The 20,018-nt window shown below is 72.7% G+C and carries 20 protein-coding genes; 11 read left to right on the top strand and 9 right to left on the bottom strand.

Translation table 11 applies throughout. The features are described 5' to 3' along the window. Positions 1-32 precede the first annotated feature (32 nt). Positions 33-893, bottom strand: a complete 861-nt coding sequence (locus E1182_RS07455) for an Fpg/Nei family DNA glycosylase (RefSeq protein ID WP_132262333.1) — start codon at positions 891-893, stop codon at positions 33-35. A 128-nt stretch (positions 894-1,021) separates the two neighbouring features. Between E1182_RS07455 and E1182_RS07450 the strand changes: the two genes are divergently transcribed. Further along, positions 1,022-2,323: a glycosyltransferase family 4 protein gene (locus E1182_RS07450; protein WP_132262331.1), complete on the top strand. Its 1,302-nt coding sequence runs from the start codon at positions 1,022-1,024 to the stop codon at positions 2,321-2,323. Between the two features lie 137 nt (positions 2,324-2,460). On the opposite strand, the gene E1182_RS07445 is transcribed toward E1182_RS07450, so the two are convergent. Genes E1182_RS07445 through E1182_RS07435 form a run of 3 tightly spaced genes read right to left on the bottom strand, consistent with a single transcriptional unit; the run spans position 2,461 to position 4,944 of the window. Further along, the gene (locus E1182_RS07445; protein WP_132262328.1) at positions 2,461-3,183 is read right to left on the bottom strand and encodes a CDP-alcohol phosphatidyltransferase family protein; all 723 of its coding nucleotides are present in this window, start codon (positions 3,181-3,183) and stop codon (positions 2,461-2,463) included. Next, complete coding sequence (locus E1182_RS07440) at positions 3,158-4,225, bottom strand: iron-containing alcohol dehydrogenase family protein (protein ID WP_132262325.1); 1,068 nt, start codon at positions 4,223-4,225, stop codon at positions 3,158-3,160. Before E1182_RS07440 ends, E1182_RS07445 begins: the two co-directional genes overlap by 26 nt. Next, complete coding sequence (locus E1182_RS07435) at positions 4,213-4,944, bottom strand: sugar phosphate nucleotidyltransferase (protein ID WP_132262323.1); 732 nt, start codon at positions 4,942-4,944, stop codon at positions 4,213-4,215. The genes E1182_RS07440 and E1182_RS07435 overlap by 13 nt, the downstream gene beginning before the upstream one ends. A gap of 255 nt (positions 4,945-5,199) precedes the next feature. Between E1182_RS07435 and E1182_RS07430 the strand changes: the two genes are divergently transcribed. The 3 genes from E1182_RS07430 (at position 5,200) to corA (ending at position 8,366) form a co-directional block, all read left to right on the top strand. Beyond that, positions 5,200-5,589 carry a cyclic nucleotide-binding/CBS domain-containing protein gene (locus E1182_RS07430; protein WP_132262321.1) on the top strand — a complete coding sequence of 130 codons (390 nt, stop codon included), beginning with the start codon at positions 5,200-5,202 and terminating at the stop codon, positions 5,587-5,589. A 140-nt stretch (positions 5,590-5,729) separates the two neighbouring features. Further along, positions 5,730-6,824: a PLP-dependent aminotransferase family protein gene (locus E1182_RS07425; protein ID WP_132262319.1), complete on the top strand. Its 1,095-nt coding sequence runs from the start codon at positions 5,730-5,732 to the stop codon at positions 6,822-6,824. A 396-nt stretch (positions 6,825-7,220) separates the two neighbouring features. Further along, positions 7,221-8,366, top strand: a complete 1,146-nt coding sequence (gene corA / locus E1182_RS07420; RefSeq protein ID WP_132262317.1) for a magnesium/cobalt transporter CorA — start codon at positions 7,221-7,223, stop codon at positions 8,364-8,366. 74 nt (positions 8,367-8,440) lie between these two features. On the opposite strand, the gene E1182_RS07415 is transcribed toward corA, so the two are convergent. Then, entirely contained in the window at positions 8,441-9,265 is an 825-nt protein-coding gene (locus E1182_RS07415; protein WP_132262315.1) for a hypothetical protein, read from the bottom strand. A gap of 84 nt (positions 9,266-9,349) precedes the next feature. On the opposite strand from E1182_RS07415, the gene E1182_RS07410 reads away from it, so the two are divergent. Both E1182_RS07410 and E1182_RS07405 read left to right on the top strand, forming a co-directional pair. Next, positions 9,350-9,877 (top strand): peptidylprolyl isomerase, encoded by a 528-nt coding sequence (locus E1182_RS07410; protein ID WP_132262313.1) that lies wholly within the window; start codon positions 9,350-9,352, stop codon positions 9,875-9,877. A gap of 27 nt (positions 9,878-9,904) precedes the next feature. Beyond that, positions 9,905-10,852: a rhomboid family intramembrane serine protease gene (locus E1182_RS07405; RefSeq protein WP_371687522.1), complete on the top strand. Its 948-nt coding sequence runs from the start codon at positions 9,905-9,907 to the stop codon at positions 10,850-10,852. Positions 10,853-10,896: 44 nt separating this feature from the next. Here E1182_RS07405 and E1182_RS07400 read toward each other — a convergent pair whose 3' ends face one another. Next, complete coding sequence (locus E1182_RS07400) at positions 10,897-11,325, bottom strand: PH domain-containing protein (RefSeq protein WP_243706081.1); 429 nt, start codon at positions 11,323-11,325, stop codon at positions 10,897-10,899. A gap of 86 nt (positions 11,326-11,411) precedes the next feature. Here E1182_RS07400 and E1182_RS07395 point away from each other — a divergent pair, with 86 nt between their 5' ends. The 4 genes from E1182_RS07395 to E1182_RS07380 all read left to right on the top strand — a co-directional run bounded on the left by E1182_RS07395 (position 11,412) and on the right by E1182_RS07380 (position 15,332). Beyond that, a complete protein-coding gene (locus E1182_RS07395; RefSeq protein ID WP_132262311.1) occupies positions 11,412-12,584 on the top strand; it encodes an acetyl-CoA C-acyltransferase in 1,173 nt (390 codons plus the stop codon). Positions 12,585-12,626: 42 nt separating this feature from the next. Further along, complete coding sequence (locus E1182_RS07390; protein ID WP_132262308.1) at positions 12,627-13,619, top strand: phosphotransferase; 993 nt, start codon at positions 12,627-12,629, stop codon at positions 13,617-13,619. A gap of 180 nt (positions 13,620-13,799) precedes the next feature. Beyond that, a complete protein-coding gene (locus tag E1182_RS07385) occupies positions 13,800-14,723 on the top strand; it encodes a DUF1906 domain-containing protein (protein ID WP_132262306.1) in 924 nt (307 codons plus the stop codon). A 102-nt stretch (positions 14,724-14,825) separates the two neighbouring features. Next, on the top strand, positions 14,826-15,332 hold the full coding sequence (locus E1182_RS07380) for a hypothetical protein (protein ID WP_132262383.1): 507 nt from the start codon (positions 14,826-14,828) through the stop codon (positions 15,330-15,332). A gap of 104 nt (positions 15,333-15,436) precedes the next feature. Here the strand turns inward: E1182_RS07380 and E1182_RS07375 are convergent, their stop codons facing one another. Next, positions 15,437-17,632: a DUF2142 domain-containing protein gene (locus E1182_RS07375; protein WP_132262304.1), complete on the bottom strand. Its 2,196-nt coding sequence runs from the start codon at positions 17,630-17,632 to the stop codon at positions 15,437-15,439. Positions 17,633-17,760: 128 nt separating this feature from the next. Here E1182_RS07375 and E1182_RS07370 point away from each other — a divergent pair, with 128 nt between their 5' ends. Beyond that, complete coding sequence (locus tag E1182_RS07370) at positions 17,761-18,465, top strand: glycosyltransferase family 2 protein (protein WP_132262381.1); 705 nt, start codon at positions 17,761-17,763, stop codon at positions 18,463-18,465. Here the strand turns inward: E1182_RS07370 and E1182_RS07365 are convergent. Continuing rightward, positions 18,454-19,338 carry a transketolase family protein gene (locus E1182_RS07365; RefSeq protein ID WP_132262302.1) on the bottom strand — a complete coding sequence of 295 codons (885 nt, stop codon included), beginning with the start codon at positions 19,336-19,338 and terminating at the stop codon, positions 18,454-18,456. The two genes, E1182_RS07370 and E1182_RS07365, sit on opposite strands and share 12 nt — an antisense overlap. Next, positions 19,338-20,015: a transketolase gene (locus tag E1182_RS07360; RefSeq protein WP_132262378.1), complete on the bottom strand. Its 678-nt coding sequence runs from the start codon at positions 20,013-20,015 to the stop codon at positions 19,338-19,340. Before E1182_RS07360 ends, E1182_RS07365 begins: the two co-directional genes overlap by 1 nt. Between the last annotated feature and the right edge of the window lie 3 nt (positions 20,016-20,018).

Below are 20,018 nucleotides of genomic sequence, written 5' to 3'. Positions count from 1 at the left end.
GATTCCTCTCCGTAATCGGCGAGTGTTGTTACTCACCGTACGAGTCGGGACAACCGACGGTCAGCGAGCGGTTTGCCCCCGGTCTGGCAGGTCGGGCAGTACTGGAGGCTGGAGTCGGCGAACGAGACCTCCCGCACGGTGTCACCGCAGACCGGACAGGGCAGCCCGGTCCGGGCGTGCACCGTGAGCCCGGAGCGCTTCTCGCCCTTCAGTTCCGCCGCCCGCTGCCCCACCGACCGGCGTACCGCGTCGCCGAGAACCGCCCGGGTCGCCGTGTGCAGGGCGGCAACCTGGTCGTCGGTCAGCCGGTCGGTGAGCGCGAACGGGGACAGCTTCGCCGCGTGCAGGATCTCGTCGGAGTACGCGTTGCCGATGCCGCAGAGCACCGCCTGGTCGGTCAGCACCCCCTTGACCTGGCCTCGGCGGCTGCGTAGCCGCTCGGCGAAGGTCGGCAGGTCGGCCGCCAGCGCGTCCGGGCCCAGCTTCGCCACCCCGGGCACCTGCGGCGGGTCGGTCACCAGGTACGCGGCCAGTTTCTTCTGGGTGCCGGCCTCGGTCAGGTCGAAGCCGGAACCGTCGTCGAGGCGTACCCGCAGGGCGACCGGGCCCTTCCCGGGGCGCAACCCGACGGTGGAGCCGAACGCCTCCCGATAGTGCAGCCAGCCCGCGCGGGCCAGATGCACCACCAGGTGCAGGCCACCGTCGAAGGCCACGTCGAGGAACTTGCCGTGCCGCCGGGCGTCCACCACCGCCCGTCCCGTCACCGTCTCGGGCGCCGGGTCGTACGTCTTGAGGGCACTGATCGCGGCGACCTCGATCCGGTCGACGCACCGGCCCACCGCGCGCTCACGCAGGTAGCCCGCGAGCGCCTCCACCTCCGGTAGTTCGGGCACGCCCCAACGGTAGCCTTCTTTCCCGTGCGCGCGAGGAAAGCGCCTGCGAGTCCGTACCGAGCCGGGCGGACCCGCGGGCCCGGGCCCGCGGGTGCGGATCTGCCCGGTCACGACGAGAGGCGAGCCCTGTGAAGATCGTGGTGGCGCACAACCGGTACCGGGAGGCCCAGCCCTCCGGTGAGAACACCATGGTCGACTCGGAGATCGCCCAGCTCACCGCGGCCGGCGTCGAGGTGTTGCCGTTTATCCGCAGCTCCGACGAGATCCCGTCGATGCCGCGGACGGCCAAGGCGCTGCTGCCGATCTCCCCGATCTGGGCACCCCGCGCGCAGGAGGACCTGAGCCGCCTGCTCACCGCGCACCGGCCCGACGTACTGCACCTGCACAACCCGTATCCGCTGCTCTCGCCCTGGGTGGTGCGTACCGCGCACCGGCACGGTGTGCCGGTGGTACAGACGGTGCACAACTACCGGCAGGTCTGTTCCTCCGGCATCTACTTCCGTGACGGGGTGATCTGCCAGGACTGCAAGGGCCGGGCGTTGGGCGTCCCGGCGATCGTGCACCGCTGCTACCGGGGCTCGGCGGTGCAGAGCGCGCTGATGGCGACCACGCTGGCCGTGCACCGGGGGACCTGGCGGTCGGTGGACCGGTTCATCGCGCTGACCTCGGCGATCGCCGACCACCTGCGCGACTACGGCATCCCGGCGGACCGGATCGTGGTCAAGCCCAACGCGGTGCCCGACCCCGGTACGCCCGCGCCGCTCGGTGACGGCTTCCTCTATCTGGCCCGGCTGACCCCGGAGAAGGGTCTCGACCTGCTGCTTCAGGCGTGGCGCCGGCATCCGGTGGGCAGCCTGGGCACGCTCCGGGTGGCCGGGGACGGCGAACTACGCCCGCTGGTCGAGGCGGCCGCCGCCGAACGTGCCGACGTGGTCTACCTCGGCCAGCTCGACCGGGCCGGGGTGCGCGCCGCGATCGAGGCGAGCGCGGTCGTGATCGCCGCCGCCCTGTGGCACGACGTGCTGCCCACCGTGATCATCGAGGCGTTGGCCAGCGGCCGGCCGGTGCTGGGTACCGCTCTCGGCGGCATTCCGTACCTGGTCGGGGCGGACGCCCCGCACGAGCCCGCCGGCACCGGCCCGGCCACCACCGCCTCCGCCGTCGCCGGCCACCTCCCGCCGCCGGCCGGCCCGCCGGCGGTGCCGGCCGGCCCGCCGGCGGTGCCGGCCGGCCTGGTCACCGGGGAGGCCGGGTGGGTGGTGCCGCCGGATCCGGCCGCGCTGGCCGCCGCGCTTCCGCTGGCCCGGGCCGGGGCTGCGGCGCGCGCCGCAGCCGCCCGGACCCGCTACGAGCGCACCTTCCATCCCGATGTGGTCCTCAAGCGCCACCTCGACATCTACGCCGACCTGGCCGCCACCCGCCGCCGCTGACCCATCCTCCTGACCCACTCCCCGGCACGTCCCGCCGGCCCGGGCGTCGCCGGCTTACGCCCGAATGCGCCGTGTGGGTCTTCTGGTGGCGGAGTGACGCGGATCGCGCCGTATCGCGGCCCGCTCGCCGGGGCGGGTCAGCGCAGCGAGGCGCGGGCGGAGAAGGCGATGCTGGCCAGCAGGAAACCGCCGTTGACCACGGTGAACGCCACGACCACCCAGAAGGTGAGCGCGGGAGCCAGCATCAGCACCAGCGCCGCCACGAAGATCACCGCGCCGTAGTCTCGGACCAGCTTGACCAGGCGTACCGGCAGGGAGGTCGAGGTGACCATGCTGGCCGCGTTCGGGCCGGACTGCATCACCGAGGTCACCAGGTTCACCATCCAGGTGCCGGCGAAGACCGCCACCAGCCAGGACGGCGTGCCCGGCCGCTGCGCCACGGCGGTCGCGCCGAGCGCGGCGGCCAGCGCGATCTGGGCGGCCACGTCGCAGAGCACGTCCACCCGGGCCCCTGCCGAACTGCCGGTGCCGGTGACCCGGGCGAGCTGCCCGTCGGCGCAGTCCAGGGCGTACGCGACCTGCCAGCCGACCAGCGCGACCAGCCCCACCACCCAGGCCGGGACGTCGCCGGCGGCGACCCGGCCGGCGAGGGCCACCACGGTCACCGAGGTGGCCAGACCGAGCACCAGGTTGGTGATGGTCAGCGCGGTCGGGCGCAGCCCGACCCGCTGGGCGACCAGCGCGAAGACCGCACCGATCCACTGGCTGACCGACTCGCTGAACAGGCCGCCACCCCGGTTCACCCGGTGGAAGTCGGCGACGGTGGGACGGGACTCAACCACAGTGGTCGCGGATTGCACCGGCGTAGTCTGCCAGCCGCTCCCGCGTCTCGGAAGGCGACATCGCCAGGTGCTCCAGGATGGTGTACCGGTCCGGCCGGGTGCCGGGCGCGAACTGCACCGCCTCGACGAACTGGTCGTCGGTGAGCCCCACGTCGGCGGGGAGCCGGGGCAGGTGGTGGCGGGCCAGACAGGCCGACATCTCCGCGAACCGGCGGCGGTCGCCGCGCAGCCAGGTGCAGAACAGCGCCCCGAGACCGGCGAGTTCGCCGTGCGAGGCGGTGCCCGGGTAGAGCGCGTCGACGGCGTGCATGATCTCGTGGCAGCCACCGCTGGCCGGCCGGCTGGTGCCGCAGACCGCCATCGCCAGGCCGCTGGAGATCAACGCTTCGGCGAGCACCGTGACGAACACGTCGTCGCTCATGTCCCCGGAGTGGGCGAGCACCGCCTCGGCGCCCATCCGGGCCAGCGAGGCGGCCAACCCGTCGACCGGCTCGCCGCGCACCTGTCGGGCCAGCTCCCAGTCGGCCAGGGCGCTGATGTTGCTGACCGCGTCCCCGATGCCCGCCCGGTTGGTCCGGTCCGGGCCGCTCTCGACGAAATCCAGGTCGACGATGACCGCGATCGGGATGTGCACCCCGTAGGAGCCCTTGTGGCCCTCGCTGACCAGGCTGGCCACCGGCGAGGCGATGCCGTCGTGGGCCAGGCTGGTCGCCACCGACACCATGGGCAGCCCGCGCCGGGTGGCGGCGTACTTGGCCACGTCTATCGTCTTGCCGCCGCCGATGCCGACCACCGCGTCGTACGACCGGGCGCGCAGCTTGCTCCCCAGGTCGTCGGCGGCTTCCAGGGTGCCCCCGGCCACGGTGAACACGTCGGCGGAGCGCAGCGACGGCCGGATCAGCTCGGCGATCCGCTCGCCCTGCCCCGGCCCCACCACCACCGCCACGTCACCACCGGCGGAGATCCGCCCGTCGGCGAGGATCGCGCCGAGGTCGGCCACCGCGCCCCGGCGCACGTCGATGTGCAGCGGGGTCAGCACGGTACGGGCTAGTAGCGGCACGCGATCTCCCGCGCCCGGGCCAGATCCTCGTGGTTGTCGACCTCGACCCAGGCGACGTCACCGATGGGCGCGGCCCGCACCTCGCCGCCGCGGTCGGCGAACTCCTGGTAGCCGTCCTCGTAGTAGAGGTTCGGGTCGCGCCGCCAGGTCGCCTCCAGCGCGTCGGCGAGCGCGTCGGCCACCCGCGGCTCGATCAGCGTCGCGCCGATGTACTCGCCGTACGCCTGGCCCGGGTCCATCAGCTTGGTGATCCGGGTGAGCTGGCCGGCGGCGTCGAAGGTGGTCTTCATCTCCTCCTCGGCCAGCGTCTTGACGGTGTCGACGGCGAGCAGGATGCCCGGGCCGCGCTCGGCCAGCAGGGTCTTCTCCACGCTCACCGGATGCACGGTGTCGCCGTTGACCAGCAGTACGCCCCGGGCGAAGTGTTCCCGGGCCAGCCAGAGCGAGTACGCGTTGTTCCACTCCTCGGCCTTGTCGTTGTGCACCAGGGTGAGCTGGACGCCGTAGCGCCGCTCCAGCTCCGCCCGGCGGGAGACGACCGCGTCGGCGGCGTACCCGACGACGATCACGATCTCGGTCAGCCCCACCTCCGCCAGGTTGCGCAGCGCGATGTCGAGGATGGTGGTGTCCCCGTCCACCGGCACCAACGCCTTGGGCAGCGTGTCGGTGTACGGCCGCAGCCGGCGTCCCGCCCCGGCCGCCAGCACCATCCCGATCATGCAGGGTCCTCCCTCGTACGACTCCCAGGTCACCGTGGAGGATAGCCGCGTGTGCCGACCGGCCTTCGGCCAACCGGACGATCAGCCGGGCCGGTCGGCCGGCGTGCCGAGCCGGGTGCGGGCCCGACGGTCAGGGCGGCGGCCGGCCCGTCGTACCGCTGGTGTGCCTCATGTCGCCGCCGGCTCTTGTCCCGGCCTGCCGGTGGGCCCACCATGTGGGTACCGGGTGCCACCGTCCCACAGGGGTGATGCGTCGTGCAGGTTCGGGAAGCGATGTCCAAGCAGGTGCTCGTGGTCGGCCCGGAGCACACGCTCCGCCAGGCGGCCCGGATGATGTCGGCCCGTCGGGTGGGCTCGGCGGTGGTGATCGATCCCGACTCGCAAGGGGTCGGCATCATGACCGAACGTGATCTGCTCAACGCCGTCGGGGCGGGGCTCGACTGCGACGTGGAACGGACCGGGGCCCACGTGAGCTGGGACGTCGTCTACGCCGGTCCGGACTGGACGGTGGAGGAGGCCGCCGCCGCGATGGCCCGGGGTGGCTTCCGGCACCTGGTGGTGCTGGACGGCCAGGAGGTGGCCGGGGTCATTTCGGTACGTGACCTGATGCGGGTCTGGTCGCAGCAGCGGCAGGCGATCGGCTGACCCACCGCGTCCGGTAGCCGATCGATGTGGTCTGCGCCAGGGCCGCTCCGGCGTGCCCGTACCCGTGATCACCTGCCCGCATGTTGAACTTGGCGTGTATGCCGGTCACGGCGACCGGGGCAGGCCCTAGGCTCGTGCCCATGACCGCCGAGCAGTTGATCTCGTTCGCCCGTGGCGCGCCCTCGCTCGACATCGTGGATGTCGAGGGTCTGAAGGCCGCCGCCGTCCGCGCCTTCGACGCCGACCCCGCCGGGGTCACGGCGTACGGCACCTCCGTCGGCTACCCGCCCCTGCGCAGGTGGGTCGCGGAGAAGCACGGGGTCACCCCGGAGCAGGTGCTGATCACCAACGGCTCGCTCCAGGCGGACGCGTTCCTCTTCGACCACCTCGTCCGCCGTGGCGACGCCGTGGTGGTGGAGCGCCCGACGTACGACCGGACCCTGCTCAACCTGCAGAAGATGGGCGGGGAGATTCACGGCGTCACCATCCAGCCGGACGGCCTGGACACCGCCGAGTTGCGCAAGCTGCTGGAGTCCGGGGTGCGGCCGAAGCTCGCCCACGTCATCCCGAACTACCAGAACCCGGCCGGGGTGACCCTCTCCCTGGAGAAGCGACGTGAACTGCTCGACCTGGCCGCCGAGTACGGGTTCACCATCTTCGAGGACGACCCGTACGCCGACATCCGGTTCCGCGGTGAGGCGCTGCCGTCGATGCTCTCGATGGACACCCGCGGCGTGGTGGTGCACGCGTCCAGCTTCACCAAGACGGTCTGCCCGGGCGTCCGGGTCGGGTACCTTGTCGGGCCGGCGGACCTGATCGCCGACATCGCCCGGAAGGCGACCAACCTCTACATCTCGCCCGGCATGGTCTCCCAGGCGATCGTGCACCAGTTCAGTGTCTCCGGCGACATCCAGCGGTCCATCGAGACGGTCTCCACCGCGCTGGGCGAGCGGGCCCGGGTGCTCGCCGAGTCGCTGCGCCGGCACATTCCCGAGGCCAGCTTCGTGGAGCCGGACGGCGGCTACTTCCTGTGGGTGGAGTTCCCGCAGGACGTGGACGTGGAGAAGCTCGCCCCGGCGGCGGCCGACCGCGGTGTCGCCGTGGTGAAGGGGAGCGACTTCATGGTCGACGGCGGGCAGCACGCGCTGCGGTTGGCCTTCTCGGCGGTGACCGTGGACCGGATCGACGAGGGCGTGCGCCGCCTCGCGGAGGCGATGGCCGCCGTTCGCGGCTGAGCAGCGATGGCCGCGTCGGCGGCCAGGAAGTGTGTCGGGTTTCCGACAGTAATCGACAGGCGGCCGGCTCGGGTCAACCCGGGGCCGGCCGCCTGTCGCACAATGCTGCGAGCGTCGCTCGCATCCCCGGTCTGCTCCGTGGAACGCCGCCCACGACGCCGTCCCACGGCATCACCTCGCCCTCCCGCCGAGGCGCGGGTGGGTCGGGCCGTCCCTCACCCCCTGACCACGGCCCGATCCACCCGTCGGGCGGCGCACCGACACCCCGTCTCCAAGCCGGGTCGGACCCGACCGGCGAGGACACACGGTGACATCGGTCACTGCTGGCGGCTGCCCGGTAGCGGCTGGTCCGGCGGCGTACCCTGCAAGCCGCACACCGTGGGGGAGGAGGACGCCGTGACGGATCGCAGCCAGCGGGAGCGGTCGACCCAGCACACCGGTCGGGTGCTCAGCCCGCGCGCCTGGGCGGCACCCGTCCGAGCCATGTCCCGCATCCTCAACGCGGACGGCACCCCACGTACGCCAGAACCGGCCGGGCCGGACCGCAGCGGGGTGGTCGACTGCGCCCTTTACATCGGTGGGGAACGACAGCCCGGCCAGTGGCACTACGCCGAGGCGCGGGAAGCCGCCCGCCGGGAACGCGACGCGTTCGTCTGGCTGGGACTGCACGAGCCGGACCTGTCCGAGATGACCGCCATCGCCGAGACGTACGGCCTGCACGAGCTGGCGGTGGAGGACGCGGTCAAGGCGCAGCAGCGCCCCAAGCTGGAGCGCTTCGGGGAGGTCAGCTTCCTGGTGCTGCGGACCGCGCGCTACTGCGAGCACACCGAGCTGACCGAGAACTCCGAGGTGGTGGAGACCGGCCAGGTGATGCTTTTCATCGGACCGGACTTCCTGATCAGCGTCCGGCACGGCGACGCCTGCCGGCTTGCGCCGGTCCGCGCCGACCTGGAGGCCAAGCGGGAACTGCTGCGGCACGGCAGGTGGGCCGTGGCGTACGCGATCACCGACCGGGTGGTCGACCACTACCTGGAGGTCGCCGACCGGCTGGAGGACGACCTCGACGTGCTGGAGGCCGACGTCTTCGCCCCGCAGGGCAGCGGGCGGATCCAGCGGATCTACCAGATGAAGCGGGAACTGGTGGAGTTCAAGCGGGCGGTGGTGCCGTTGCAACGACCGCTGCTCACCCTGGTCGACGAGATCAACCGGGAGGTGCCGGCGGAGGTGCGACGCTACTTCCGCGACGTGCAGGACCACCTCAGTCGTACCGTCGAGCAGGTCAACGCCTACGACGACCTGCTGAACTCGATCCTTCAGGCCCGGCTGGCGCAGGTCACCGTCGACCAGAACAACGACATGCGCAAGATCGCCGCGTGGGCGGCCATCGCCGCGGTGTGGACCGCGTTCGCCGGCATCTACGGAATGAACTTCGACAACATGCCCGAGTTGCGATGGACGTACGGCTATCCGGGCGTACTGGCCATCATGCTGGCCGTCTCGATCTCGCTGTACCGCTGGTTCCGCCGCAACGGCTGGCTCTGACGGCGGGCGGCGTCCCGGGCCGGAAACGCCGGTGGCGCGGGGGACACCCCGCGCCACCGGCGACACCCGTCAAGTCAGTGACGGCTGCCGGACCGGGCCGTGCCCTTGCCGAGCGCCGTGGACACGTCGTCCGCCGGGCGGCCGGAGACATCCGTGGCGCCTTCGGCGACCGACGGCACCCTGTCGTTGGGGTGCACCTTCGGGTGGGCACCCGGGGTGGTGGTCGAGGCGCTGTCCCCGCCGGCCACCGCCGAACTGCCCGCGCCGGTCGGGCCACCGGCCGTGCCGGCGGAGCTCGACATCGTCGACGCGTCGGTCACCGGGGCGCCGGTGGCGGTGGGCGTCTCCACCACCAGGGTGTCGACCTCGTCGCTGATCGGATCGGCGGTGCGGGTGGGGTCGTACTCGGCCCACTCCTGCTGCTCGCGGCGACGGCGCAGGGCCATCGCGCCGGCCACACCGGCGACCGCGCCGGCGGCCAGCAGGCCGGTCATCATGCCGCCCCGCGACTTCTTCCGCTTCTTGAGGTTCCTGGCCTTCGCCTTTCGGGTCAGCGCGTCCTGCTTGGCCGCGGCGACCTTCTTACCGGTGACGACCCGGCCCGCCGCTCCGGCCTGCGCGCTGCGGACGGCCAGGGCCAGCGGGGCCAGCGCGGCCATCGTCGACCCGACACCGCTGGACGCCTTGTCCCGCACCATGACGGCGGTCGGCACGACGGTGCCCCGGGCCGCCCGGACCCGCGGGCCGACCGTGGCGCCGGCACCCTTCGCCGCGTGCGCCGCGGCCTGCTTCAGGTGACCGATGCTCTGGTTGAGCTCGACCCTCGCGAGCTGCCCCTGGGTCTTGCGCCGCCCGATTCCAAACACGGTCCCACCTCCTGGGAGTTGTTCCTTCGTCATCCTCCACCTTCGGATGCCTCCGCACTGCCAGATCGGGCACATGGGAGGATCCGCATGGAACTGACCGACGAGTGAGGAGTACCCGTGGCCGAGGCTGTCTACGCCACCCTGCACACCAACGCCGGCCCGATCCGGCTGGAGCTCTTCCCCAACCACGCCCCGAAGACGGTCCGCAACTTCGTGGACCTGGCCGAGGGCAACAAGGAATACGTCGATCCGCGCACCGGTCAGCCGGGCAGCGGCCCGTACTACGACGGGACCATCTCGCACCGCGTGATCAGCGGTTTCATGATCCAGATGGGTGACCCCACCGGCACCGGCCGGGGCGGCCCGGGTTACAAGTTCGGTGACGAGTTCCACCCGGAGCTGCGCTTCGACCGGCCGTACCTGCTGGCCATGGCGAATGCCGGGCCGGGCACCAACGGCTCGCAGTTCTTCATCACGGTCGCGCCGACGCCGCATCTGAACAACCGGCACACCATCTTCGGTCAGGTCGCCGACGAGCAGTCGGCGAAGGTCGTGGACAGCATCGCGAGCACCCCGACCGGCCCCAACGACCGGCCGCTGCAGGACGTGGTGATCGAGCGGGTCGAGATCGAGCACAAGGCCTGAGGGTCGGCGCGAGGTACCTTTGCACGCATGACTGAACGCCCCGGGCCGGCCGGCGACGCCACCGGCGGGTCGATGCCGACCACGCCGGTCTGCTACCGCCATCCCGACCGGGAGACGTACATCCGGTGCACCCGCTGCGACCGATCGATCTGCCCGGACTGCATGCGGGACGCCTCCGTCGGCCACCAGTGCCCGGAGTGCGTGAACGAGGGCCGCCGCAGCGTACGGCCGGCACGTACCGCCTTCGGTGGCGGTACGGCCGGCCGTCGCGGCCTCGTCACCCGGACCCTGATCGCGCTGAACCTGCTGGTGATGGTGCTCTCCATCGCCAGTGACCGGGGTGGCGACGCGATGGTCGGCGGCGCCGGCCTGGGCGGCCTGCTCGGCGGCGGCACCCCGTTGACCCAGTGGGGCTCGGTGATCGGCTACGCCTGGTACGTCGACTTCGGGCCGATGCACGGGGTCGCCGCGGGCGAGTGGTACCGGCTGGTCACCGCGATGTTCCTGCACTACGGCCTGGTGCACCTGCTGTTGAACATGTGGGCGCTCTGGGTGCTGGGGCGGGACCTGGAGGCCCTCCTCGGGCCGCTGCGCTTCCTCGCGCTCTATCTGATCGCCGGTCTCGGCGGCAACGTCGCGGCGTACGTGTTCAGCGCCCCCAACACCGCGTCGGCCGGCGCCTCGACCGCGGTCTTCGGCCTCTTCGCCGCCGTGTTCGTGCTGATGCGCCGGCTCGGCCGGGACACCTCGGCGATCCTGCCGATCCTGGTGATCAACCTGATCTTCACGTTCACCGTGCCGAACATCTCCATCCCCGGGCACATCGGTGGCCTGCTCACCGGTGCTGCGATGGCCTGGGTGCTGGCGTACGCGCCTCGGACGCGCCGGTCGGTCTTCCAGGCCGGCGGCGCCGGGGTCATCCTGGTGCTGCTGTTCGGCCTGGCGCTGGTGCGGACGGCGGCGCTGCTCGGCTGAGCCGGCCAGGCCTCGTCGCGCCGCTTCGCCCGGTCGTCGCCGGCTCAGTCCGGCCGGGCCGCGCGCAGCGTCTCGGCCACCTCGTCGGGCGGGGCGTCCAGGTCGTACCGGCCGAACAGGTGCAGCGAGTCCCCGGCGTCGATCTCCAGGGTCTCGGCGGTCAGCCCGAACCGGCTGCGCCGCGCCACGCCGATCGCCTCGATCGAGGCCCACGGTAGCCGCCGCCGACCGGCGAAGCCCTCGATCACGGTGACACCGTCCGCGTCGGCGGTGAGCCGGACCGGCAGGAGCAGGTCCCGCGCCGCCCAGGCGGTCAATCCGGCGGCCACGACGAGGGCGAGCACCAGAGCGACCGGGTCGCCGCCGGAGAGGACCAGGCCGAGCGCGGTGAGCGCGACCGCGCCGACCAGCTTCACCACCGGCAGGGCCGGCGGCACCCGCCACCGATGGGCTGGGGACGATGGGAACGGCACGCTCCCAGCATGCCAGTCCGGCGGCGGACACCTGGCCCCGGCAGGGCGTACGATCGACGGCAGGGCGAGGTTACCGGGGAGTAGTGATGAGTGACGCGGTCATCGTGGGCGCGGTACGCACCCCCGTCGGACGGCGCAACGGCAGCCTGGCCGGCGTGCACCCGGCCGACCTCTCGGCGCACGTGCTGCGGGCCCTCGCCGAGCGCACCGGCATCGACCCCGCCCAGGTCGACGACGTGGTCTGGGGCTGCGTCTCCCAGGTCGGCGAGCAGTGCTGGAACATCGGCCGCACCGCCGTACTGGCCGCCGGCTGGCCCGAGTCGGTTCCCGGCACCACCCTGGACCGACAGTGCGGCTCCAGCCAACAGGCGCTGCACTTCGCCGCCGCCGCCGTGGCGTCCGGCCAGGCCGACCTGGTGGTGGCCGGCGGCGTCGAGTCGATGACCCGGGTGCCGATGGGCGCCAACGCCGTCGGAGGCAGCCCGTTCAGCGACCGCGTCCGCGCCCGCTACCGCGGGGTCGAGGGGTTCGCCCACGACCAGCCGGTCCCGTTCCACCAGGGAGTCGGTGCTGAGCTGATCGCCGCCCGCTGGCACTTCTCCCGTACCCAGCTCGACGAGTTCGCCCTGGCCAGCCACGAGAAGGCCGCCGCCGCGCAGGACGCCGGGGCGTTCGACCCGGAGCTGGCCCCGGTGCCGCTTCCCGACGGTGGCACGCTCGCCGCCGACGAGGGCATCCGGCGGGACACCTCGTTGGCGGCGCTCGCCGAGCTGGCCACCCCGTTCCGCGCCGACGGGGTGGTCACCGCCGGCTCGGCCTCGCAGATCTCCGACGGGGCCGCCGCCCTCGCCGTCACCACCAGCGAGTGGGCCAGCCGGCACGGGCTGCGACCGCTGGCCCGCGTGCACACCGCCGTGGTCGCCGCCGACGACCCGGTCACCATGCTCACCGCACCGATTCCAGCCACCGCCAGGGCGCTGCGCCGGGCGGGGCTGGGCATCGAGGAGATCGGCGTGTACGAGGTGAACGAGGCGTTCGCCCCGGTCCCACTCGCCTGGCTGGCGGAGACCGAGGCCGACCCGGAGCGGCTCAACCCGCGCGGCGGCGCGATCGCCCTCGGTCACCCGCTCGGGGCCAGTGGCGCCCGCATCATGACCACCATGCTCCAGCACATGCGGGACAACGGCATCCGGTACGGCCTGCAGACCATGTGCGAGGGCGGCGGCATGGCCAACGCCACGGTCGTCGAACTGCTCTGAATTCGCTGGCCGTCTTCGGTCGACCGCGCCTAGCCTGCCGGCGTGACAATTCCTTCCGCTCCCGACTGGACGGACCCGCGATGGCAGGAGAACGCCCTCGCCTGGGTCGCCGACTCCCTCGGCCGGCACGGTCGTCGGGTCACCGGCCCGGTCGTGCCGCGCGTCCGCCCCTGGTCGCTGGTCTGGCGGGTGCCCACCGACGCCGGTGACGCCTGGTTCAAGGCCAACAACCCGGGCACCCGGCACGAGGCGGCCCTGCTGGCGGCGTTGGCCCGGCTCGCACCCGGGCGGGTGCTGGAGCCGATCGCCGTGGACCCGCAGCGGGGCTGGACACTGCTGCCGGACGGCGGCCCCAGCCTGCGGGAGACCCTGGCCGGAAGTCAGGACCTGACGCACTGGGAGCGACTGCTGCCCGGGTACGCGGCACTCCAGGCGACCGTCGCGCCGCACGTGGACGAGCTGCTCGCCGACGGACTGCCCGACCACCGGCCGGAACGACTGCCAGGGCTGTTCACGGCGTTGCTCGACGACACCGACGCGCTGCTGCTCGGCACGTCGGCCGGCCTCGACGCCGGTACGTACGAGCGGCTGCGGGCGTACCGGGCGGAGTTCGCCCGGCTGTGCCGTCGGCTCGCCGAGGTCGGGATGCCGGCCAGCATCCAGCACGACGACCTGCACGACGGCAACGTCTTCGTCGCCGACGACGGGTACCGCTTCTTCGACTGGGGGGACGCCTCGGTGGCACACCCGCTCGGCACCCTGCTGGTGACGCTCAATTCGGTGGGACACGTCCAGAAGTTGGCTCCGGGCGACCCGGCGCTGCTGCGGTTGCGGGACGCGTACCTGGAAGCGTGGACCGACCGGTACGACCGGACGGTCCTGCGGGAGGCGGCCGGGCTGGCGATGCGGGTGACCACGGTCAGCCGTGCGCTGTCCTGGAGGCGGGCGTTGGACACCGCCGACCCGGCGCGGGCCGAGTACGCCGAGGCGGTGCCCGGCTGGCTCGGTGAGCTGTTCGCCCCGCTGCCGGTCTGACCGGCCGGCTCGTCGTTCGCCCGACCGTCCTCGCCTCTGCGCCAGCCGTCTGTTCGGCGTCCGCCGTGGACGGCCACGGGGTGGACAGAGCGGCATCCGTTCGGCAGGATCTTCCGGGTCGGCGTCGAGCCTGATCCATGTCCGCTCCGCCGTCGGAGGACCGCTCAGAACGGGGAAGCCTTGACGACCAGCTCTGCCGTGCCGGGCCTGCGCCGGGCCGCCCGCCGGATGCTCACCGCCGCCGTGGCCGGGATGCTGCTCGCCACGACGCCGGTCAGCGGCACGGCCGGTTCGGCGCGGGCCGCTGGCTACACCGGGCCGCACCCCGGCACCTTCACCGGGCTCGGCTTCGACACCTGCGCCGCGCCCTCGGACGCGGCCATGACGGCGTGGTTGACGTCGCCGTACCGGGCGCTCGGCATCTACATCGGCGGGGTCAACCGGGGCTGCAAGCAGGCCAACCTGACCCGGAGCTGGGTGGCGAAGCAGCAGGCCAAGGGTTGGCGGTTCTTCCCGCTCTACGTCGGCCTCCAGGCGCCCTGCTCCAAGTACGAGCGGCGGATCGACCCGGCCAGGGCGGCGGCCCAGGGCCGAGCGGCGGCCGACGACGCGGCGGCGAAGGCCCGCGAGCTCGGCCTCGCCGCCCGCAGCACGATCATTCTGGACATGGAGCGCTACCCCGCGGGCAATGCCGCCTGCTCGACCGCGGTGTTGGAGTTCAGCAGCGCCTGGACGGCGCGGCTGCACGACCACGACTACCTGTCCGGCCTCTACACCGACGTGGCCTCCGCCGGGCTGGCCGATCATGTGGCCGCGTACTCCCGGGTCGGGCACGTCCGGCCGGATCTGCTGGACTTCGCCAACTGGGACGGTGTGCAGACCACCACCGATCCGAAGATCCCGTCGGCCCACTGGGTGCCGAAGCGGCGGATGAAGCAGTATCGGGGCGACCACCACGAGACCTGGGGCGGCGTCACAATCAACATCGACAGCAACTACCTGGACGTGGAGTTGCCGACGACCCGGTACCGGTCGGCGACGGTGTCGCCGGGCCGCCCGTGGGCGCGGGCGTTGTGGTCACGGGTGGCCCAGGCCCTTCGCTGACCTGGGCGGATGTCGCACCGACGGTGCGACGGGTGACGTGGAACTTCCAGAAAGTCGACAGTGACCCACGTCACGCTCCGCTCACGCCTCGTTGGTCAGGGCATGGACGTCTTCTCGCGAACGTTCCTGCCGGCCGCCGCGCAGACGGGGCTGGCGGTCCAGACGGTGAGCCGACACATGCCGGTCTTCCGGCAGTGCGTGGGCTCGGGCGACGCCACCATCCTGGTCGCCCGATGCAGCCGTCCCGACCGGGCGGCCACCGGCGAATACCTGCTTCTGCTCACCCACCGGCGTCTGGTGGTCACCCAGCAGACCCGGGTCTGGCACCGACTCCGCCTGCACCTCAACACCGAACTGCGCGAGCTGAGCAACGTCACCTGGAGCCCGGACCCGCGTAACCAGTCGGTCATGCTGGCCGCCACCGCGATCGACGGCGTACGCGAGCGGTTCGTCATCCACACGCCGCACCCGAAGCAGGTGTGGCACCTCGACACCCTGCTCCACCATGCCTTCCGTACCCGACTGCGCCCGACCACCGAACGGGTCGTCGCCACCGTCACCGCGGCGTCCGCCGTCGCGTCGGGTCCGCGTCGCGTACCGGCCCGCTGACTGTCGCAACCGGCTCGGCTTGCGCCAGCCCGGGGTTCCGGACCGACAGACACCCCCCGCATGCCGCACATCGCGTCCGGCCGACCGCGCGGCGACGCGGTGGGTCAGCGGTGGGGCGGTACGGCGTAGCCGACGTAGTCGCGGAACTCGGTCCGCCAGCCCACCGGGATCAGCTTCCGGCAGGCCGTGGCGCTGCCGGTGCAGACGATCGCGTCGACCGACGCCGGGTCGGCCGGAGGCCGGTCGGGCAAAACCGACTGCAACGCCACCAGCTGCGGCGGTCGGCCGTCACTGTCGCGCAGCAGCAGCCACCAGGGGTACTCCCAGTTGTCGTTCTGCTGCACCAGCCCGATCCGCCGCGCCCCACTGGCCCGCACCGCCGCGGCGGCCCAGCGGAACTCGTCGGTCCACTGCGGGCGGCGCAGGAACCGGGTGTCCCACTCGGAGGTGGTGAGAACCGAGCCGGCACCGACCAGCCGGCGGGGGAAGCCGTACGACAGGCTCAGTACGCCGGCCAGGGCGGAAGTGGCCAGCACGGTCACCGCCAGCGACACCGCCACCGGGCGTCGCCCGGGGGCGGCGGGCCGCCGCCGGAACAGCGCGTCGAGCCAGAGCCCGGCCAGCGGCACCGCCGCCACCAGCGCATACAGCAGCAGCCGGTTACCCCAGGTCTGCCACTTGATCATCGAGGTGTGCAGCAGGACGGCGACCACCACCACGGTCGCGTACGCGCGCAGCGTCCCGGCACGCTCCGGGCTGATCCGGGCCGGGCGGGTCAGCGCGAACACCGCCCCGAGCAGCGCCAGCGAGCCGGCCAACGGGAAGGACACCCGGTCCTCGTCCGGGTACCAGGCGGGCACCGGGAAGGTCTCGCGGCCGAAGGTGATGTCCCGGTCCTGCGGGTCGACGCCGATCGCCCGGGCACCCTCCATGATTGTCCCGGCGGTGCCGTCGCGTAACGGCCCGAGCGGGGTGTCGAACGCGGTGTGCCCGATCCGCAGCGCGTTGACCAGGATCGCAGCGGGATCGTGCCGTTCCATCGGGATGGACTCGCGCAGTCGGGGCGGTCCGAGCGGGTGGCCGAACTCGGCGGTCACCCGGGCCAGGAACGGGCCCACCAGCGTCGCCCCGACCAGCAGCACCAGCAGGGATCCGGCCACGGTGTGGGCCATCCCGACACCGGGCCGCGCGGTGCGGAACGCCAGCCGCAGCTGGGCGACGCCCCAGAGCACCAGCAGCGGGCCGACCACGATCAGCCCGCTGGTCTTGGTGAGCGCGGTCAGCCCGGTGGCCGCACCGAGGGCCAGCAACTCGGCCCGGTCGGCCCGTCGGTGCAATCCGTTCAGGGCCAGCGTCCCCGCGCACGCCGCCCAGGCGGCGGCCACCAGGTCGGTCTGGGTGCTGGTGGCCTGGAGTACCACCATCGGCGTGGTGGCGATCAGGAAGGCGGTGAGCAGCTGGGCCCGCCGTCCGCCGCCGAGCTGGGCCACCACTCGGGTGGCCGCCACCAGGCAACCGATCCCGGCCGCCCACTGCACCAGGTTGTGCAGCGCGTCCCCGCCGGTGAGCAGGCGCAGGTGCAGCAGCAGGTACTCGGCGCCGGGCGGGATGGTCACCTGGCGGTGGATCGCGGTCGGCCAGAAGTCGAGGCTTCCCTGCGCCACCCAGTGCTCCACCTTCGGCAGGTGGTAGGTCTGCGAGTCGTAGTTGTTCGGCTCGGCGAGCAGCGCGACGAGCAGTTCCACCAGCACCATCCCGACGACCGTGCCGGCCAGCAGCCGCTCGCCGCGGCTCGCCGTATCCCGGAAGTGGGCCAGCCGGGCGCGGGCGCCGGCCATCACCGTCGCGACGCCGTCGCGCACGTCGGCCACCCCACCTGCGACCCCGCCGTGCAGCGCCGTCCGGCCCGCGTCGTCCGGATCGCCGGCGGGCCCGGCCGGCGCGCCTTCCGCCGCGACGCCTCCGGCATCGCCGGACACGACCGCGCCCACCAGCGCCCTGCGGCCCGCGGCGACCGTCGCGCGGGATCGGCGGGCGGACCGGCGGGTCCGCCGACGCGCCAGCACGGCACCGGTCAGGAACAGTAGCCACGCCACCGCGACGGCCGGCGTGGTCAGCGCGCCCACCGCGCCGAGCAGCTCCACGGTGAGTACGGCGTAGCCGCCGGTCACCAGCGCCGCTCGGACGACAGCCAGCCGCAACGACCCCACCACGTCCTCGTGGCGGGGACGCAGTACCGAGATGAGCACGACGAACGCGGCGGCGGACGCCACCACGACCAGGAAGCCGGCTGCCGACATGGGCGGAAGTAAACACCATCCGCCTGAATGGGCGCCTGCCGGACGGCCCTGGCGGCGGGGTCTGTCCGGCCTGCTGTGCCAGGCTAGGCTATGCCGGACTCACTGTGCCCACCGTGGAGACGATCCCCGTGAAGCTCTCGATCCTCATGCCGGTCTACAACGAGGAAGAACGCATCGCGGACGCCCTCAAACAGGCGTTGGCGGTCGACTACCCGTGCGAGATCGAGCTGCTGGTGGTCGACGACGGCAGCCGGGACGGCACCGGTGAGATCCTCGGTCGGGCCGACGACGCACGGTTGCGGGTGATCACCCACCAGCGCAACTCGGGCAAGGGCGCGGCGATCAGGACGGCGGTCGGCAACGCCTCGGGCGAGTACATGGTCATTCTCGACGCCGACCTGGAGTACGACCCGCAGGACATTCCGCGACTGCTCGCCCCGGTCCTCGACGGCCGGGCCACGGTGGTCTACGGCAACCGGACCTTCGGCAGCCACAGCGCCTACAGCTTCTGGTACGTGATGGGCAACAAGGGCGTGACGATGGCCGCCAACATCCTGTTCAACTCCTACATCGGCGATCTGGAGACCTGCTTCAAGCTGATGCCGGTGGAGCTCTACCGGTCGCTCGACATCCGGTCCCGTGGTTTCGGCATGGAGGCGGAGGTGACCGGCAAGCTGCTGCGCCGACGGATCCGCCCCTACGAGGTGCCGATCAGCTACCGGGCCCGTGGTCGCGAGGAGGGCAAGAAGATCACCTGGAAGGACGGCGTCGAGGCGCTCTGGATTCTCGGCCGGGAGCGCACCCGCCGCCGTCCCGCCGGCTCAGCTCGCTGACTGCAGGAACCCGTCCACCGACCGGCGTAACCCGGCCGGGTCCAGCCCGTGCCAACGCTGGTGGTCCTCGGGCGAGCCGTAGCGGCGCAGCTCCGCCCGGCCCACGCCGAGACTGAGCAGCCGGTGCGGCCGGTCGGCCAGCGCCGCGGACACGACCCGGGTGGACGTACCGGCCAGGTAGGGCTCCACCAGGATCACCTCGGTGCCGGCCAACGCTCGCAGACCGGCGGTGTCGAACGGACGCGGGCGATGGGTGTAGGCCACCGTCACCGGTCGGTCGGCCACCGCCGCCAGCGCGGCGTCCAGCACCGGGCCGACCGCCACCAGCAGCGCCGCGCCCGCCCCGGCGTCGCGGACCACCACCAGCTCCCCGTCCCCGGCGTAGGCCCGGGTGTTGACCTGCGTCGACAGCCGCAGGTACGCCGAGCCCTGCCCACACACCGCACGCCGCAGCAACTCGGGTACCTCGTCCGGGTGTCCCGGCACGTGCACCGTCCAGCCGTGCAGGGTGTCGATCAGGCTGACGTCGGCGGGGGACAGGTGGGTACGGCCCGCCGCTGCCCGGTCGTACGACGCCCCGATGCTGACCAGCACCGCGCCGACGCCCTGGTGGTCGAGGTCCAGCTTGATCTGCTCGTACGTCCGCTCCACCAGGAACGGGGCGTAGCTGTGCACGATCGGTCGCTGGCCGGTCAGCGCGAGCCCGCCGGCCACCCCGATCATCAACTGTTCCCGGATGCCGACGTTCAGCACCCGGTCCGGGTACCGCGCGGCCGCCGGGGCGAACGCGGCGGCGGAGATGTCGGCCAGCACGATCGTGGTTCGTGGGTCGTCCAGGAACCGGCTGGCGGTGTCGACGAAGACTTCCCGCATCACGGCCGGCCCCGGTCGGTGACGACCGCGACGACCACGTGCGGCCGGTGTCCGTCGTGCCCGGTGAGGGCGGTGTGCAGGGCATCGTGGTCGCGCCCGTCGACGGTGGCGGCGGTCCACCCGTTGACGGTGAACCGGCTGGCCGCCCCGCCGGGCCAGCCGTGGCTGGCGGACCGGTTGTCCAGCACGATCGCGGTCAGGTTGGCCAGCCCGGTCGCGCCGGCGTACGCGATCGCCTCATGGTTGGAGCCCTCGTCGAGTTCGGCGTCGCCGAGCAGCACGTACACCCGGCCGGTGGTGCGCCCCTGGGCCCGTAGCCCGAGCGCGGTGCCGACGCCCAGCCCGAGACCATGGCCGAGGGAACCGGAGCCGATCTCCACGCCGGGGACGAGCAGCCGGTCGGGGTGGTCGCCGAGAGGGCTGTCCGGTCCGCCCTGGTCGTCCAGCCAGTCGTCGGGGAGGAAGCCCTTGGCGGCGAGGACGGCGTAGTATCCGGCGACGGCGTGTCCCTTGGAGAGCAGGAAACGGTCCCGGTCCGGGTCGTTCACGCTCTGCGGGGTGATCCGCAGGATCCGGTCGTAGAGCACCCAGAGCACGTCGATGGTGGAGTACACGTTCGGGCCGAAGTCGCGGCCGGCGCGGAGCCGTTCCAGTGGCGCGTCGACCGGGCCGGGCACGGG

It is taken from the genome of Micromonospora sp. KC721, from assembly GCF_004348355.1.
In the GTDB taxonomy this organism is placed as follows: domain Bacteria; phylum Actinomycetota; class Actinomycetes; order Mycobacteriales; family Micromonosporaceae; genus Micromonospora.
Note: the sequence above shows the minus strand (reverse complement) of the source record. Positions and strands in the feature narration are given on the sequence as shown.